This window comes from Acinetobacter sp. CIP 51.11 (assembly GCF_000369665.1).
GTDB lineage: Bacteria > Pseudomonadota > Gammaproteobacteria > Pseudomonadales > Moraxellaceae > Acinetobacter > Acinetobacter lwoffii_S.
Window position 1 is genome coordinate 880614 of sequence record NZ_KB850129.1, and the last position, 16780, is coordinate 897393.

The 16780-nt window shown below is 41.4% G+C and carries 17 protein-coding genes and 1 pseudogene; 7 read left to right on the plus strand and 11 right to left on the minus strand.

Features of this window, described 5'->3' with window-relative positions; all coding sequences use genetic code 11:
- Positions 1–25: 25 nt before the first annotated feature.
- The 5 genes from rng to F894_RS07970 are packed head-to-tail and all read right to left on the minus strand — an operon-like array spanning position 26 to position 4471.
- Positions 26–1480, minus strand: a complete 1455-nt coding sequence (rng, locus tag F894_RS07950) for a ribonuclease G (RefSeq protein WP_004646221.1) — start codon at positions 1478–1480, stop codon at positions 26–28.
- A 38-nt stretch (positions 1481–1518) separates the two neighbouring features.
- A complete protein-coding gene (locus F894_RS07955; RefSeq protein WP_005107586.1) occupies positions 1519–2085 on the minus strand; it encodes a Maf-like protein in 567 nt (188 codons plus the stop codon).
- Positions 2073–2564, minus strand: a complete 492-nt coding sequence (gene mreD, locus F894_RS07960) for a rod shape-determining protein MreD (RefSeq protein ID WP_004730376.1) — start codon at positions 2562–2564, stop codon at positions 2073–2075. The genes F894_RS07955 and mreD overlap by 13 nt, the downstream gene beginning before the upstream one ends.
- Entirely contained in the window at positions 2551–3408 is an 858-nt protein-coding gene (mreC, locus tag F894_RS07965; protein ID WP_004279362.1) for a rod shape-determining protein MreC, read from the minus strand. Before mreC ends, mreD begins: the two co-directional genes overlap by 14 nt.
- Positions 3409–3424: 16 nt before the next feature.
- Complete coding sequence (locus F894_RS07970) at positions 3425–4471, minus strand: rod shape-determining protein (RefSeq protein WP_004279360.1); 1047 nt, start codon at positions 4469–4471, stop codon at positions 3425–3427.
- Positions 4472–4603: 132 nt separating this feature from the next.
- Here F894_RS07970 and gatC point away from each other — a divergent pair, with 132 nt between their 5' ends.
- The 4 genes from gatC (at position 4604) to F894_RS07990 (ending at position 9359) form a co-directional block, all read left to right on the plus strand.
- Complete coding sequence (gene gatC / locus F894_RS07975; protein WP_004279359.1) at positions 4604–4918, plus strand: Asp-tRNA(Asn)/Glu-tRNA(Gln) amidotransferase subunit GatC; 315 nt, start codon at positions 4604–4606, stop codon at positions 4916–4918.
- A gap of 52 nt (positions 4919–4970) precedes the next feature.
- Positions 4971–6449 (plus strand): Asp-tRNA(Asn)/Glu-tRNA(Gln) amidotransferase subunit GatA, encoded by a 1479-nt coding sequence (gene gatA / locus F894_RS07980; RefSeq protein WP_005247017.1) that lies wholly within the window; start codon positions 4971–4973, stop codon positions 6447–6449.
- The gene (gene gatB, locus F894_RS07985; RefSeq protein WP_005247018.1) at positions 6449–7930 is read left to right on the plus strand and encodes an Asp-tRNA(Asn)/Glu-tRNA(Gln) amidotransferase subunit GatB; all 1482 of its coding nucleotides are present in this window, start codon (positions 6449–6451) and stop codon (positions 7928–7930) included. Before gatA ends, gatB begins: the two co-directional genes overlap by 1 nt.
- A gap of 88 nt (positions 7931–8018) precedes the next feature.
- A complete protein-coding gene (locus F894_RS07990) occupies positions 8019–9359 on the plus strand; it encodes a hypothetical protein (protein ID WP_005247020.1) in 1341 nt (446 codons plus the stop codon).
- 70 nt (positions 9360–9429) lie between these two features.
- On the opposite strand, the gene F894_RS07995 is transcribed toward F894_RS07990, so the two are convergent.
- On the minus strand, positions 9430–9996 hold the full coding sequence (locus F894_RS07995; RefSeq protein ID WP_155756642.1) for an IS630 family transposase: 567 nt from the start codon (positions 9994–9996) through the stop codon (positions 9430–9432).
- On the minus strand, positions 9986–10441 hold the full coding sequence (locus F894_RS08000; RefSeq protein WP_004973749.1) for a helix-turn-helix domain-containing protein: 456 nt from the start codon (positions 10439–10441) through the stop codon (positions 9986–9988). The genes F894_RS07995 and F894_RS08000 overlap by 11 nt, the downstream gene beginning before the upstream one ends.
- A gap of 260 nt (positions 10442–10701) precedes the next feature.
- Between F894_RS08000 and F894_RS08005 the strand changes: the two genes are divergently transcribed.
- Positions 10702–11148: a hypothetical protein gene (locus F894_RS08005; RefSeq protein WP_228128804.1), complete on the plus strand. Its 447-nt coding sequence runs from the start codon at positions 10702–10704 to the stop codon at positions 11146–11148.
- Between the two features lie 234 nt (positions 11149–11382).
- Entirely contained in the window at positions 11383–11604 is a 222-nt protein-coding gene (locus F894_RS08010; protein WP_005247024.1) for a hypothetical protein, read from the plus strand.
- 19 nt (positions 11605–11623) lie between these two features.
- Here the strand turns inward: F894_RS08010 and F894_RS08015 are convergent, their stop codons facing one another.
- The 3 genes from F894_RS08015 to sbmA all read right to left on the minus strand — a co-directional run bounded on the left by F894_RS08015 (position 11624) and on the right by sbmA (position 15395).
- Entirely contained in the window at positions 11624–12112 is a 489-nt protein-coding gene (locus F894_RS08015) for a hypothetical protein (RefSeq protein WP_005096157.1), read from the minus strand.
- A gap of 465 nt (positions 12113–12577) precedes the next feature.
- Entirely contained in the window at positions 12578–13582 is a 1005-nt protein-coding gene (locus F894_RS08020; protein WP_005247026.1) for a hypothetical protein, read from the minus strand.
- A gap of 619 nt (positions 13583–14201) precedes the next feature.
- Positions 14202–15395 (minus strand): peptide antibiotic transporter SbmA, encoded by a 1194-nt coding sequence (gene sbmA, locus F894_RS08025; RefSeq protein WP_005247027.1) that lies wholly within the window; start codon positions 15393–15395, stop codon positions 14202–14204.
- 502 nt (positions 15396–15897) lie between these two features.
- Here sbmA and F894_RS08030 point away from each other — a divergent pair.
- Positions 15898–16092, plus strand: a complete 195-nt coding sequence (locus F894_RS08030; protein ID WP_004279347.1) for a hypothetical protein — start codon at positions 15898–15900, stop codon at positions 16090–16092.
- A 624-nt stretch (positions 16093–16716) separates the two neighbouring features.
- On the opposite strand, the pseudogene F894_RS15275 reads toward F894_RS08030, so the two are convergent.
- Positions 16717–16780 (minus strand): annotated as a pseudogene (locus tag F894_RS15275) (transposase); the annotation flags it as partial.

Here is a 16780-nt window from a genome sequence, read left to right on the forward strand (position 1 = left end):
TGTTTAACGATATTCTGTTACAATTTCAGCTGAGAATGATATCGTATTGCTCTTGCGTATATAGATTTTCCACCTGAAACTTAATCACGCGATTAATGAAATGTTCTAGATCAGCGACTGCAGGCGCTTCTGCCGTCAATAATCGATCAATGACAGCCGGATGCGCGACGACAGTAAAGCCACTCTGTGACTCATATGCACGAGCATAGCGTAGAATTTCCCTGAATATTTCGTAACATACTGACTCGGCTGTTTTGACATAACCACGTCCCTGACAGGTCGGACAAGACTCACAGAGCAGATGTTCCAGCGACTCACGGGTGCGTTTCCGGGTCATTTCTACCAGGCCCAGTTCCGATACCTGGGTAATCTTGGTCTTGGCATGGTCACGTTCTAACATGCGCTCAAACTGTTTCATCACTTCTTCACGATGCTGCGCTTCCTGCATATCAATGAAGTCGATGATAATAATGCCGCCGAGATTACGCAGCCGTAACTGACGCGCGATAACATCCGTCGCTTCCATATTGGTTTTAAAAACCGTATCTTCCAGCGAACGTCCACCAACATAAGAACCGGTATTGACATCAATTGTGGCCATGGCTTCCGTCTGGTCAATCATCAGATAACCGCCAGACTTCAATGCGACTCGAGTTTGCAATGCCTTTTGCAGGTCTTCTTCGACATTATACAAGTCAAAAATTGGCCGCTCGCCCGGATAATGCAGCAAACGGTCTTTCATATTCGGGACAAATTCTTCGACAAATTCCTGCAGCTTGGCATGAATTTCACGTGAATCCACGTAAATTTTAGCAGTTTCTTCATTGGCCAGATCACGAATCACCCGTTGCGGCAAAGGCAATTCTTCAAAGATCAAAGACGGTACTGCAATAATCTTTTGCTTGCGCTGGATATATTCCCAAAGCTTGGCCAGATAAGCCATATCCTGTGCAATGGCTTCTTCTTCAATCCCTTCTGCCGCAGTACGTACAATCACTGAACCTGGCAGCTTATGTTCTGCCTGAATCCGCTCAATGATCGAACGCAAGCGATTGCGCTCTTCCTCGGATTCAATCCGTTGCGATACACCGATATGATTGCCATATGGCATCAGCACCAAATAACGCGAAGGAATCGACAGATCGGTAGACAGGCGTGCGCCTTTGGTACCGAGCATATCTTTCATCACCTGAACCGTGAGGACTTGTCCCGGTTGAAGTAGCTCAAAGACATTCGGGGTTGGCTGATTGCGGGGCCAGACCATATCATTGATATGTAAAAACGCAGTACGAGAAAGTCCGATATCCACGAAAGCAGCCTGCATGCCGGGTAAGACCCGCACCACTTTTCCTTTATAGACATTCCCTACCAGGCCACGCTTGGCCGTACGCTCGACAAACAGTTCATTGACCGTGCCGTTTTCAATTAACGCGACCCGACATTCCATCGGCGTGACGTTAATCAACAACTCGTCAGACATAACTACACTCAAAACATTATAAGAATTCTTTTCAGCAGTTAATTTAGTGCCTTAACCGTCTGTAATAACTGTACTGTCTCATATAAAGGCAAGCCAACCACATTGGAATAACTGCCCTGTATTTTTGGAATATAACGTGCTGCAATTCCTTGAATTGCATAAGCCCCTGCTTTACCCAGTGGCTCACCTGTCGCCCAGTAACTTTCCATATCTGCAGCGCTCAGGATTTGAAATTCGACCTGTGTGCGTACCACTATACTGTATTTTTCATGCTTTGTACGAACACAGACACCGCTATATACATCATGCCACCGACCGGAGATTTTTGTCCACATTTCAATCGCATGTTGTTTGGATTCAGGTTTGCCCAAAATCTCCTGATCCACCCCCAAACTGGTGTCCGCAGCAATAATAATTGCATCAGGATAAAGCTCTGCCACGGCATCGGCTTTGGCACGTGCCAGACGTTCAACATAGGCTGCGACCGACTCGCCTGCTTGTACAGATTCGTCGATCTCGGGACTGTAAATATCGAAGCTCAGCCCGAGTTGTTGCAATAACTCGCGACGCCGGGGTGAGCTCGAAGCTAGAATTATATGCGCCATTTTTTGAGCATATAATAAATAGCAGGCCAAACCAGAATACTGGTCAGCATCGGAATCCAGTGCCGTGCATAAGAAAATTGCACGCCAGCTATAATCTGGGTAAAAAAGATCATCAGCAGATATGCGACAATCGCCAGCCCCATAATCACCCAGAGATTATTAAAGGTCAGGATACGGCGTTCACGGGTCAGAAAGCGAGCTAAAAAGGCAATAATGATAAAGCTCAGCGCATTCAGACCCAAAGGTGCATCCAGCAGCAGATCAATAAAAATACCCGTACCAAAGGCAAACCAGATCCCGCACCAGGTTGGCTGACATAACACCCAGAAGAGCATGATCATCAGCATAAACAGCGGACGCCAGCCCGAGAGATTATAGGAAAGTGGATAGACCATTAAAATAGAAGCCACAATCACTGAAATGACGATGGCCATTAAAGGGTCACGATGCTTTCTGGATTTCATCTTAGCGATTGACATGCGGTTGCTCCATCGCTAATGAATCGGAAAATAACACCACCACATGATGTCCACCGGCGAGTTGAGCTGCAGGCGTGACATCAATCTGGGCAAATTCACCGGAATTATGCCGTTGTACTTTAGACACCTGCCCCACCAGATAACCTGCCGGGAAATGTTGTCCCAAGCCCGAACTATAGACTTTTTCACCGACCTTGATATTGGCACTGGTCGGTACATATTCCATTTTTAAACGTCCTAGATCGCCCGTGCCTGAAACAATGGCACGCATACCTGTATGTTCCAGGCGCACTGACAGTGAATGTTCTTTATCAGACAACAGCATGACCCGACTACTATGCGGATAGACATTGATAATCTGCCCCATGATACCCTTGTCATCCAGTACGGTTTGCCCGACTTTCAGCTCGTTATTCGAACCCCGGTTGATCACGATAATATGCCGTAATGGATCGGCATCGGTACCAATCACTTCGGCAATTTCAATACGTCCATCAATGATCAGTGGCGTGTCCAATAGACCGCGCAAACGGGTATTTTCAGCAGAAAGTTCAGAGATTTTTTGTAAGCGTACCTGTGCCTGTAGCAACTCGGCCTGCATCGCGGTATTTTCCCGGCGCAACTGAGCTTCAGACTTGGTTTGTTGATTCAACCACTCTCGCGACAATACCGGATAACTGGCCACCGCATAAATAGGATTATAAGCAGCGTACAGGACATCCCTTGCAGGTTGAACAACATGCGGCATGCGCCAATCAAAGAAAAGCACCACCAGGCATGTCACCAATGCAATGATAAAAGAGCGAAAAGATGGCGGTTGTCGAGAAAACAGATGTGCTTGCACCCGCCGGATCCTTTTCTTAGCCTACGAATAACATGTCATGATTTGGGTTGTCGAAAAATTCGAGTACCTTGCCGCCACCACGTGTCACGCATGATAGTGGATCTTCTGCCACCACCACTGGCAGGCCAGTTTCTTTGGCAAGCAGCTTGTCCAGGTTACGTAGCAATGCACCACCACCAGTTAACACGATACCGCGTTCAGCGATGTCCGAAGAAAGCTCAGGAGGTGTGTGTTCTAGCGCAGATTTCACAGCAGACACGATGTTTTGCAATGGATCAGAAATCGCTTGGGTGACTTCGTCAGAATTAACCACGATTGCGCGAGGCACACCTTCTGCGAGGTTACGGCCACGAACTTCAATTTCAAGCGGTTTAGCACCTTCATCTGGCAACGCCATACCCACTTCTTTTTTGATCACTTCAGCAGTGGTTTCGCCGATCACACAGCCATGCGCTTTACGCACATAGTTAATGATCTGCTCATCAAAGACATCACCGCCAATCCGTAAAGAGTCTGCATAAACACAACCTTGTAGGGAAATGATTGCAATTTCAGTGGTACCACCGCCAACATCGACCACCATCGAACCACAAGCCTGCTCAACTGGCATACCTGCACCAATCGCTGCTGCCATTGGCTCTTCAATTAAACGTACATCACGTGCGCCCGCATTAAACACGGCTTCACGAATGGCACGGCGCTCAACCAGAGTCGATTTACATGGCACGCAAACCACGACACGCGGTGCCGGAGTAAATAAACGGTTTTCATGTACTTTGCGAATGAACTGATTCAGCATGGTCTCAGTGACTTCAAAATCCGCAATCACACCGTCTTTCATAGGACGGATCGCTGAGATATTGGCTGGGGTACGACCTAGCATTTGCTTCGCTTCAAGACCGACTGCCGCAACAATTTTATGTGAACCACTATGACGGATGGCTACAACCGTCGGTTCATTTAATATAATGCCTCGTCCTGGCGCATAAATAAGTGTATTTGCTGTACCTAAATCAATGGCAAGATCGGGCGAAAACAAGCCTATTAGTCGTTTTAGAATCACGGGGACGTTCTCAGTTAAACTTTATATGGACGCAAGGTGGCCACTTTAACTAAATGTGATGATTTGGACAAGTCAATCGCTTATCATAACGCATGATAATTTGAATTTTTTTAATACTGATTAGGTAATATTATGTCTACATCGGATGCACAGCATTCTGCAGATTTAAGTGCAGAAACAGTTTCAGCTATTGCCAACCTTGCAAGGTTATCTCTCAATGATACGCAATCTGCTGAATATGCTCAAAGTTTAAATAAAATTTTAGGCATGATGGAAACCCTGAAAGGCATCAATACCGACGGTGTTGAACCACTGAAAAGCCCTTTCGACCACCCACAGCCTTTACGTGAAGATGTCGTGTCGGAAAGCAATCATCGTGAGGAATACCAAGCAGTTGCACCTGCTGTACAGGACGGTTTGTATCTCGTCCCACGCGTGATTGAGTAATTATTACCCAGTTCATTCTTTTTATTAAATTAAACGTAAAGAATTATTTCTCATGACAGATTTACACCGCTTATCCATTCGTGAACTGACTGAAGGTTTGGCAAATGCTCAATTTTCATCCCGCGAATTGACTCAACACTATTTAAAACGCATCGAAAAAATTGATGCACAGGTCAAGGCTTATGTGACCGTGACTGCTGAACAGGCATTGGCTCAAGCTGATGCTGCCGATGCTGCAATCAAAGCTGGCAATGCCTCTGCCCTGACTGGTGTGCCAGTTGCCCACAAAGATATTTTCTGTACCCAAGGCATTAAAACCACTGCCGGTTCAAAAATGCTGGACAATTTTATCTCTCCTTACGACGCAACCGTTGTAGCGAAAGGTAAAGCTGCGGGCCTGGTCACTTTGGGTAAAGTGAACATGGACGAATTCGCGATGGGTTCGACCTCTGAGAACTCATATTACGGCGCAACTGCCAACCCTTGGAACCTGGGCCATGTCCCTGGTGGTTCTTCAGGCGGTTCTGCAGCAGCTGTGGCAGCGGATTTGGCACCATTTGCAACTGGTACTGACACCGGTGGTTCAATCCGTCAACCTGCATCATTCTGTGGTCTGACCGGTCTTAAACCGACTTACGGTCGTGTATCGCGCTTCGGTATGATTGCCTATGCATCATCACTAGACCAAGGTGGTCCAATGGCACGTTCTGCAGAAGACTGTGCTTACCTGATGAATGTCATGGCAGGTCATGATGCCAAGGATTCAACCTCAATGGACAAAGACGTTGATGACTATGTGGCAAATCTGAACACTACATCGGTAAAAGGTTTGCGCATCGGTATTCCAAAGCAATACTTCAATGTGGAAGGTCTGGATGCAGACGTAAAAGCACGTGTGGAAGAATCCTTAAAAAAACTGGAAGAAATGGGCGCAATTCTGGTTGAGATTGATCTCAACATGACTGAAAGCTATGTGCCGACTTACTATCTGATCGCGCCTGCTGAAGCCTCTTCGAATCTGTCACGTTATGACGGCGTGCGTTATGGCTATCGCGCAGAAAATCCTGTGGACCTGATGGACCTTTACAAGCGTTCACGTTCAGAAGGTTTTGGTGCAGAAGTGCAACGCCGTATCCTGATTGGTACGTATGCCCTGTCTGCAGGTTATTACGATGCTTACTATGTAAAAGCACAGAAAGTACGTCGCCTGATCCAGCAAGATTTCCTTAAAGCATTTGAATCGGTCGATGTCATTGCAGCACCTTCTGCGCCAACGACTGCCTATAAAATTGGTGCAGATTTAACGCCAGTTGAAATGTACCTAGGCGATATTTATACGCTTGCGGTAAATCTGGCAGGTCTTCCTGCGATTAACGCGCCTGTCGGTTTTGACCAAAATAACTTGCCAGTTGGCTTACAGCTGATTGGTAATTACTGGTCAGAATCTCAATTGTTGTCTGTGGTACATCAGTATCAACAAGCAACAGATTGGCATACAAAACGCGCTGCAATTGCTGAGGAGAATGCATAATGGCTCAAGCTCAAAAATCGGCTAAACCAAAATCTAACCTGATTGAGGGTTGGGAAGTCGTTATTGGTATCGAGATTCACACCCAGCTTGCCACCAATACCAAAATTTTCTCGGGTTCATCGACTGTATTCGGTAATGATCCAAACACCCAAGCCAGCCTTGTAGATTTGGCCATGCCGGGCGTATTGCCGGTATTGAATAAAGAAGTGGTGGATCTTGCGATTCGCTTTGGTTTGGGTATCGATGCCTATATTGATCAGGCTTCTGTATTTGCACGTAAAAACTATTTCTACCCGGATTCACCAAAAGGCTACCAGATTAGCCAGATGGACAATCCGATTGTGGGCTTGGGTCATATCGACATCCAGCTTGAAGATGGCACGGTTAAACGGATTGGCGTAACCCGTGCACACCTTGAGGAAGATGCAGGTAAATCGATTCATGACCAGTTTGAAGGCATGTCCGGTATCGACTTGAACCGTGCCGGTACGCCACTGCTTGAAATCGTATCTGAACCAGATATGCGTTCGGTTGAAGAAGCGGTTGCTTATATTAAAGCGATTCATACGCTGGTGCGCTGGTTAGGCATTTCTGACGGCAACATGGCAGAAGGTTCATTCCGTTGTGACTGTAACGTGTCTTTACGTCGTCCGGGTCAACCCTTCGGTACGCGTTGCGAATTGAAAAACCTGAACTCATTCCGTTTTATTGAACAAGCGATCAATGTTGAAATTGAACGTCAAATGGAAATTCTAGAATGGGACGGCACCATTGATCAGGAAACGCGTTTATTCGACCCCGTGAAGATGGAAACGCGTTCTATGCGTTCAAAAGAAGAAGCCAACGATTACCGTTACTTCCCGGACCCAGACCTGTTACCTGTAATTATTGCAGACGAGCAAATCGAAGCAATTCGAGCGACTATGCCTGAGCTTCCTGCTGCACGTCGTGCGCGTTTCGTGGCGGACTTTGGTGTGACTGAGTATGATGCTCACGTTCTTACACTGACTCGTGAAATGTCAGAGTTTTACGAAGACGTGGTGAAAGCTGCTGGTGGCGCTGCGCAAGGTAAGATTGCTGCCAACTGGGTGATGGGTGAATTCTCAGGTGCTTTAAACAAAGCAGGTTTAGATTTGGCTGACTCTCCTGTTTCTGCTGAGAAACTGGGCGGTATGATCGCGCGTATTGTGGACAACACGATTAGCGGTAAGATCGCAAAACAAGTATTCGGCTTTATGTGGGACGAAGGCAAAACTGCGGACGAAATTATTGTTGAGAAAGGCTTGAAACAGGAAACTGATACAGGCGCGATTGAAGCGATTATTAAGGAAGTGCTTGCTGCCAACGAGAAGATGGTTGAAGAGTATAAATCTGGTAAAGAGAAAGCTTTTAACGGTCTAGTTGGTCAAGTGATGAAAGCATCTAAGGGTAAAGCTAACCCTGCACAAGTAAATGAATTGATGAAGAAATTGATTGGTTGATTTACTCGCTAATGAATTGATTTCATGCTATAAAAACTCCGCTTAATGCGGGGTTTTTTCAAAAATACTATTATAGGAAAATTCAAGAATGATAGATTATTACTTTTTTGATAAACGTTATTTTTCTCCAATCAAATTCAATGGCGAATTATTTAAAGAAATAAAAACCAATAAATCAAATATCAAAATTTTTACAACTAATGATAATCTAAATCCTTTTGTCTTAGTATTTTTTGGAAATAATACGGAGGTATATACAGCTAACAGTATTCTAAAAATATTTTATTATTTAGAAAAAGATCAAGAAGCCTTTTTCAAACTAATAAATGAATTTAATTTACTTGAGGAATATACGACTAGTACAAATGATAATTTGGATTTATTACAAGAATCATTTAAGATAAGTTTATATCAAATTGAAGAACATCAAATTTTAACAATCTTTTCAGATTCATTTTTTAAATTCCACATAACAACAGAAATCACTGATATAGAAAATTTAGCTATTTCCGATTGGCTTCTAAGAAAATTCCAACATATAAAATACGATAAACTACAGCCTTTCTTAAGTTCCCCATTTCACAAAGATACCAAAAAAGAGAATAGGAAATATTTAAATTCTCCCGAAGATGGCGATAAAGAAATAGATACTCGTATATCTTCTATGAGAGATGACAAAAAAATTTATGTATATGCTGAACAATTTCAATTTTTAAAAAATGATCAAGAGGGTTTAGTATTATTAATCACTAGCAAAAACCATCATTTCTTAATTATAAATGATAAAATTTACAAAGACACTTGGCTAGGCAGGCTTTTACTTCTATTACCATTGGATGTATATATTGAATATTTCAGCGAAATTAACATAGATAAAAAATATCATATATTTTTGGATGAAAGTAACAATCCAATTAATGAAAACTTCAAAAATAAACAATATGAACAGATCAAAATTCCACTAGATATAAAATCTTATGACGGTGATATTGGTTATTCTGAAAGAGAAAGAATTATTTCTGAACTTTTAGATTCATCAAATAGAAAAATGCTACCTAAGTGCTATTTTAGCTGGTACGTTCCAGATGGCTCTATTTTCAACAAAGACGATCATGATAACTATTGCTCATTTGAATCAAGCATTAATCCTGAGAGTTACCCTATCTATATGAATAGTAAAGTACTATTAGAATCAACTTTAGATGACAATAATTATTTTTTACTTAAAACAAATCCAAAATATAATTCAGCACAATATATAATTATTGTAGAGAAGGCTAATAACAATGAATTTTATATGTTCTATCATCCAAGGATATTATATTTTTTAGCATCGAAAGGAGTAATTCCTTTTAGTCTTGATAATATAATAAAAGTTATTGGAACTCCCACCAAGCTAGAGTCCTTGGGAATCCTTAAAACTATTTAAATATATAATCTAATGCTAGTTTAATTTTTCATCCCACCTTTTGTTATAAAGGGGATTAACTAAGTTGTCATTAAAAAGTAAACATGTATTCTTTTCCGAATTGGTTTGATACTTTCTCCACCCATTGCTCTATTGTGTCAGCTGTCATGACTTGAAAATCTCGCCAATAATATTTCATCTGCTTCCATACCATCTCGATTCGATTTAACTCAGGGCTATAAGCTGGAATAAAATACAGATTCGTCGAAAAGTTAGTTTTAAGTAGCTCTCTGTAATCAGCCATCTTTTTACTTCTATGAATCGAGGCATTATCAACAATAAGAACCAATGGAAGGTTATACATCTGTTTAACTCGTTGAGCTATTCCAGTTAAATAGGCATAAAACCAAGTGCTTGTAACTGACTCTTGTAAACAACTTGTCACCAGTTTCCCCGTTGAAAGCAAACACCCCATGACATTAACTCGTTTTAATCTTATTGCATCAACCGCATGAACATCACCTATCTTTGTCCACACATAGCGGTTATCAGGTGTAGATGAAAACCCTGTTTCATCAACATAACCTAATATAATTTCACCACGTGCCGCTTGCTCTCGTAATTCTTCAATCTGCTGTGTTGCTTGTTCAAATGCAATCGGATCTCTTTTTTTTCAAGCTATGACGGGTACGCTTGAAGACCATACCTGAATCACGTAAAAACTTACGAATGGTTTCAACAGACACGGACACTTCGTATTCTTCATGTAGTTTGACTCGGATTTGTTCTGCATTGAGTGGACTTGTATTGACCCAATCTAGGATTTTCGCCTGATAGTCTGAGATCAATGTATTGGGCCGACCTGAGCGATGACCTTCTTTAATCGATTCAAACTCATACAATTCCCAACGTCGGCGTTGTAGCCTTATCGTTTCTGGGATACGTTCTTGTAGAGTGGCAACTTCCGCAACACTTTTACCTTCGGAAAGCCAGAGAATAGTTTGGGCACGTTGTCTTTCACGCCAATGTTTTGCATGCTTAGCCAGAAAAATGAGTCGTTCTCGCTGTTCTAAACTAAGTGGTACAGAAACAATTCGAGGCATGTGTGAACATCTGTTAACTAAAAAAAACCTTTTCGCATGATTAGTTACTTTTGTCAACTTAGTATTAATCCCAAAATACTTCTATACAACAAATATTACCATGAAAAAAGTATCCTCCATCGCCAAACTAACTTAGGACGCATTCAACTTTCAAAGTCCTTCTTTATGCGTGACTTCCTATATAGCGAAATCGCCAACTGGTACGGTGTACCGAACTTCCCCGACCATCCTGAAAAAGCCATCTACACAGGCATACAACTGTGCGAGCAACTGCTCGAACCACTGCAAGAAAAATTCGGACGTATCGCCATTCGTTCTGCATTCGCTCACCTAGCGTGAATCAATTGGGCAATGAAAAAGGACATAACTGTGCAAGCAATGAGAAAAACTTTGCCAGCCACATTTGGGATTACCCTGACGAAAAAGGTTATGGCGCAACGGCATGTATTGTTATTCCTTCATTAATTGACTTAATCGACAAAGATCCAAGTAATTGGAAACAAATTGCTTATTGGATACATAATCATTTGCCCTACAGTCATCTTGAGTTTTTTAAGAAAGAAAATACATTCTGCGCCTTTAACATTGGTTGGCATGAACAGCCATCTAAAGAAATTAATAGCTATGTCACAGGATCGAAAGGGAAACTTAAAGTCACCCCTGAACCGAATCCAAATTATGAGAAGTTTTATCCTGATTTATTGTAATTATTAATCCCCCTAAATCCTCCTTTTCAAAGGGGGACTTGCCACGTCATCAATTGGATACGCGTAGTTCCCTCTCCTGAGCAAGTTTTAAAGCACTGCTTTAAAACGAAGTGCAAGTGATGAGCAGCGCTGCTGCGCAAGGGAGAGGTATTTCTAAAAAAGAAGCACAAGCGAGGATTAGGTAGAAGATTACTATTTATGCTATAAAATCAAAAAAATGATAGAAAAACAAAAATGACACCTGAACTATTACTCACCCTCCTTCAAGCTTTCATTGGCATATTCGTGCTTGTGATCGTCATCATGCTCATCTATCCCAAATGGCGAAAAAAGATCACAGAACCTAAAGGCGATACCTCCAAACGTCAAAGAGGATCTGATTGGGCAGATGGGCTAGAACTTATTTTTATTCCCATTTACTGGCTAATTAAACTTATTGCAGGCATCTTCAAATAAAGCCTCATGACTTATCGCCTTATAGTCCCAACTTATTCAACAAATCTGGGGTTAAAAAAGTCTGTGCAACACGATTCAAATCGATATAACGCAGCACACCTTTGAGCTGATTATTAATTTCCGGATTCTTTAAAATTTCCTCGCCTGTGGTTTTGCCTAAAGCCTGAAAACTATCTCCAACCGCTTGCAAACCTTCATCCTGAATCACCGCCTTGGTCTGTGCTGAACATTGCTCCACTAAAATGCGCTGCAACACCATCGCCAGATTCTTGTCTAATGCTTCCTTTTGACTCGCGGTCACATTGCTAAAAGCCTTTAAGTCCGGATGATTACCTAAAGCCACAAAGGTCCATTGCAAGACGGTAGTTTTATCCGTGACTGTGGTGGATTTCATCAAACAGTCACTGAGCTGATCAACTGTTGGACCTGCTATGGCAATCTGAGTCGTACCTAATAATGTTGCACTTATTAAAAATGTACGAAGCTTTGTAAAAGATCTATGCGCCATCATAATTTCCTGTTCTTCGATGTCCGGCCAATGATATGAAACCAGTTAGTTGTAGCATGGAACAGGGCAATAAATTGATAGAAATCTGTAAAATTTGCCTCAGATTTACAACACTTGGATGATCGCTCTGATGTCCATATTGCTATTCATCAGGTCAGGATATTGATCAGTCAAACTTAGCGCTATGATTTAGACTAAAACAATAAAAATAAAAACTTATAATTATGAATACCAACATATTTCACAGCATCATACTGTGGGGACTTGTCTTTTTTTCGTCTTGATCGTATTTTTATTCATCCATCCAACATCGCGGAAGGAGATTCTCGGATCACGTGATCTCCCCACTAAACCAAGAGGGCTTTCTTCTGTTCTCTCCCGTCGGATCGAGCAGATTTTTGCGCCTATCTTCTCGATCGTCAAAAGGATCATACGGATTTTGGATTAAGTCTTTTGATACCGCGCTTACTTTAACTGCCTCAAAAGATTCTTGGCTCCGGCATGATTATAATTATTGGCCAAATTTTGCAGAATCCGCTTGGACTGAGCTTTAGCATTCGGGAAACGGCTGGCATAGACCGGAATACTATTCAGACAGCGTGCAACCAGCATCCCTGATTCAGTATAGACACGTGTTCCCTCTGTGCCCTGCAATTTGCCATAGTTATAGGCACGCTGGGCGTTGTTACAGGCATTATTCAGATTCTTACCGCTATTAATATCACGTCGCGCTGCCACATAGATTTTCATCTGATGTTGTTGCGGTGTTTCTGCTACCGCAGCTCGAGCTGATGCCGCTGCTAGCTGCTTTTTCTCTGCTTCTTTCCTCTCCAGCTCTTTACGTGCTGATTCCTTCAGCTCATTTGTCGTCTTTGCGGCAGGAGTCTTAGGAGGAGTCATGGTTTTTATCAATGCAGGGGTGGTTTTCTCCACAGCAACCCTGGCTTTAGTTGGACGATAAAAGTTTTTCGCTTGAGAAGGAGTCATGACCTGGGTGAGTAGTCGAACGCTACGCGTCTGGCTAGTTTTATCAACTTGTCGTTCAGAAGTTGGCTCAATCGAGACAATCCAACTTTCAGTCAGGTCATCCATACGACACTGATAGGCACCGCTCCCCTGTACAACACCTCGATTGGCACTCAGGCGTTTGCGCTGGGAAACATCTGCCACTGCACTAAAATTACTTTTATACAGCAGGGAAAATTTACCGCCCTGTTCATGACAATATTGCGTCAGTATCGAACGCGGATACATGGCCTGAGTCGTATTATTTTTCTGAGCTTGTCCCCAAAGATAAACATAATCTTTTGCACTACCATCACGTTGATTCAAAGCCCGTTTGGCAATCAGTTCTTCCGGACTGGCAAAAGGATGTAAAACCTCTGATTTCAACCGATTCACGCTATTACACCCAGCTAAACCTGCTGCCCCTATTATTAGAATTATTACTTTTAGCTTCACAGCAAACATCTCAACCCCAAAATCCCGTATAACATAGCTTAAATAGCACAAAACAACAAACACAAGATATTGATAACTATAATATTTAAACGGTAAAAAGGCACATATCAGCTTCAACTTTGCTGAGTATGCCAAGCTTCATGTGATAAAAATTGACACAAGTATCATTTTTAAGCCAGATCAAATAATAAACAATTTCATTCAGGACTCAAGAAAAAGATAGAAAAAACACATAAAAAACCGAAGAAGGCGGTGAGTCCTTCTCCGGCGGCTTATTCAGGGAACGCTACAGGCCTTTATTATAATGGGTAATAAATTTACCTTTTATCCGCTATAACATTGCCTGAACAAGATCAGCATAAGAATAATTTCCTCAACGTACATTTGTTATTTTTATACGTCAAACCACCGGAAATTAAACGCCATCTTGGCTGGCCCTTAGGATTTTAGACAAGAAAAAAATATCTGAATACCCCAATATTGGGAGGTTCTGACACGATTTACCCAAGTCATCTGACCAACGGTCAGATCGATATTTTCCATTGGATTTTGTAAATTAACTCGCCCTAAAAAAAGCCAAACCTAAAACTGTTTGGCTGATAAAGCAGGATAATAATATGAGAAAAAATTAATCAATATGTGATTCAAATGCTTTTAAGCGTTTATAGATCGACATCAGTTCAATAATCGTCGGCCAAGACAGAATCAGATACTGGACAGATTCCCGCACTTTGCCAAATACATTCAGGATTTGCATCATCAAACCAAGAGTAATTGCCCCTGCTGCAATACTTGGAAACAGAATAAATAATCCGTAAATATTGTCTAACTGCAAGTACCAGATCCGAACCATGTTGAAATAAGCATAGTGAAAATACAACCGGAAATAATTCCAGCGTACCCGGCTAAACAGTTCTTGTAATGTCAGCGGATGTGCGCGATCAGCATAGTCTTCGCCATAGACCAGCTCTTTACGATAGGCTGCCTCAACTTTCTGGTTATTGAACTCCAGTCCGGGCAATTTCATTCCCACGACCATTAAAATGACCGTACCCAATACCGCCCAGCCGATCGAGGCCCACATTAAAGCATGCGGTATTTCCCCTACAATCGGTAAAACTTTCACATGACTAGAGAGCTGATATAAGATCGGCAGGAATGCCATCAGCAACATCAGCGCTTCGATCAAGGAAACACTTAACTGCTCCGTGGTTTTGGCAAAGCGCATCGTATCTTCCTGGATACGTTGTGATGCACCTTCAATATGACGTAACTGCTCCCAATGTGCGGTGTAATAATCATTCATCGCGGTACGCCAGCGGAAGACATAATGGCTGACAAAAAACAGGTTAAATACCGCTAAAGTGACATAAACCATCGCAATATAAATAAAGGTTAATGCGCCTTGATACAGCAATGAAACATCCCCACCACCCTTAGTGAGCATTTGTTGAATCTGATCATAAAACGGGCTATACCATTCGTTTAATACGACATTGACCTGTACCCCGAACCAGATATTAAACAGAATAAATGCCGAGCCCCAGACCGACCAGCGCTGCCATCGGTGTCTGGCTTTCCATTGCCAGAACAGCGCAAATATCGTAGTTGCAATGAAATACCAGAGATAGAACCAGATAAATTGAGCTGACCAGAAACGCCCGATACCGATTGTAAGCTTTTCATCAAAATAACCTTCAGGAAAACCCAGATAGGTTCCCCATCCTGATCCGCCACTATGCCAAAGCACAAGATTAATGATAAACCACAAAATCAGGCTGCTAAAAAACCAGACGGGTTGCGGGAAAAATGACTTAAACATGCCGACCCAGTTCTCCTTATGTCTCTTGGTCATCCAAATGACGCATAGTTTATTCTTATTTTAGATTTTTACTGTTATAAAGCATTAATTTTCAATTTAGTGTAAAAAAGGATAGAAGGATATCGAGTCTCTAGAAACTTATTTTTATCATTCAGCTCTGCCTTATGATTTTCCTTATATTCTCGATTTTTATCATTCAGCCGAGCGATATCAAAAACAAAAAAATTATCATGTTTTTGACCTTTCGTTATTTTGATAGACTTTTTTATGCCTGTTATCTGTCGGGTTTATGTAAAAGAACCTCATGCTTCCGAGTACTGCAAGAATAGGATGAAAATCAGGCATACTGCATGTCTTCTAGGTGTCTTTTACCTAAATAGAGCACTTCTCCCTATTTGAATAAGTCATTGATCAAGTTCTCAGTTTTTGAAGAAACAGTTAAATTTTCAAAAATCATGCTATGATTTAATTATCGAAAAGTAATCTTATTTTGGAAAAAACTATGGAAAGTTCAGTAATTGAATTACTTAAACCGGTGACCCTACAAAAAGAAAACTGCGACCCTATTATTTTTGAAGCAGGTACTGTTTTGAAAGTGGTCATGCAGACTCCAACCAGTCTTCTGGTCAGTAATGATGATGACTTTAACTTTACCATTCCTTTAAAAGACAAAAATGAAGTGTGGCGAGAAATCTGAGTATTTTTCCCTCATGCAAATAGATGGGTTGTATCTGAGTTTGGTTTCTTAACTTATAGGATACGACCCTTAGCTTCTCTCCACTTTGATTGCTCTTTTATTATTTTTTCAAAAAATTATTTCTTTCCTCTTCTGTCATCATTTACTGCTTTTAAATTGGCTCATCCATTTGAGAAAAAAAAATTTAATTGAAACTTCTCTAATTTTTTCGATCTATATGAGATCACTGTTGATCTGATTTTCTATCTTTTGTATCTGTTCTGTCATTGCAATACCACACATCTCTTCTCTCTGTTTAGCTCAACTTCATCTAATACCTACACTTCGATTCAAAAAAAGAATATTCAAGTTATTTTCAGAGTTTAGTCATAGAACTGGCGTTCGTCTTTCTCCGATTTTTTATCCTCTGATAAAATTTACCAATAAGAATTAAAAAAATTAATCTGAGATGCTAAATTAAGAGGCTGTTTAAATTGTATATCTCTCCAATTGATCCTAAGAAAGTTTGATTGATACGAAATTCCCCCTCTAGACAATTTTAGTATTTTTCCTTTTAAGACAGCTTAGCCAATTCTAAAAACCATTAATTTTCATCAACTTAATTTAGATATTATTAAGTTGTCATTAAAAAGTAAACATGTATTCTTTTCCGAATTGGTTTGATACTTTCTCCACCCATTGCTCTATT

Bases quoted from the DNA above. Each gene is read 5' to 3' on its own strand.
- rng (WP_004646221.1), bottom strand. From the start codon at position 1,480: ATGTCTGACGAGTTGTTGATTAACGTCACGCCGATGGAATGTCGGGTC.
- F894_RS07955 (WP_005107586.1), bottom strand. From the start codon at position 2,085: ATGGCGCATATAATTCTAGCTTCGAGCTCACCCCGGCGTCGCGAGTTA.
- mreD (WP_004730376.1), bottom strand. From the start codon at position 2,564: ATGTCAATCGCTAAGATGAAATCCAGAAAGCATCGTGACCCTTTAATG.
- gatC (WP_004279359.1), top strand. From the start codon at position 4,604: ATGTCTACATCGGATGCACAGCATTCTGCAGATTTAAGTGCAGAAACA.
- gatA (WP_005247017.1), top strand. From the start codon at position 4,971: ATGACAGATTTACACCGCTTATCCATTCGTGAACTGACTGAAGGTTTG.
- gatB (WP_005247018.1), top strand. From the start codon at position 6,449: ATGGCTCAAGCTCAAAAATCGGCTAAACCAAAATCTAACCTGATTGAG.
- F894_RS07990 (WP_005247020.1), top strand. From the start codon at position 8,019: ATGATAGATTATTACTTTTTTGATAAACGTTATTTTTCTCCAATCAAA.
- F894_RS08000 (WP_004973749.1), bottom strand. From the start codon at position 10,441: ATGCCTCGAATTGTTTCTGTACCACTTAGTTTAGAACAGCGAGAACGA.
- F894_RS08010 (WP_005247024.1), top strand. From the start codon at position 11,383: ATGACACCTGAACTATTACTCACCCTCCTTCAAGCTTTCATTGGCATA.
- F894_RS08015 (WP_005096157.1), bottom strand. From the start codon at position 12,112: ATGGCGCATAGATCTTTTACAAAGCTTCGTACATTTTTAATAAGTGCA.
- F894_RS08020 (WP_005247026.1), bottom strand. From the start codon at position 13,582: ATGTTTGCTGTGAAGCTAAAAGTAATAATTCTAATAATAGGGGCAGCA.
- sbmA (WP_005247027.1), bottom strand. From the start codon at position 15,395: ATGTTTAAGTCATTTTTCCCGCAACCCGTCTGGTTTTTTAGCAGCCTG.
- F894_RS08030 (WP_004279347.1), top strand. From the start codon at position 15,898: ATGGAAAGTTCAGTAATTGAATTACTTAAACCGGTGACCCTACAAAAA.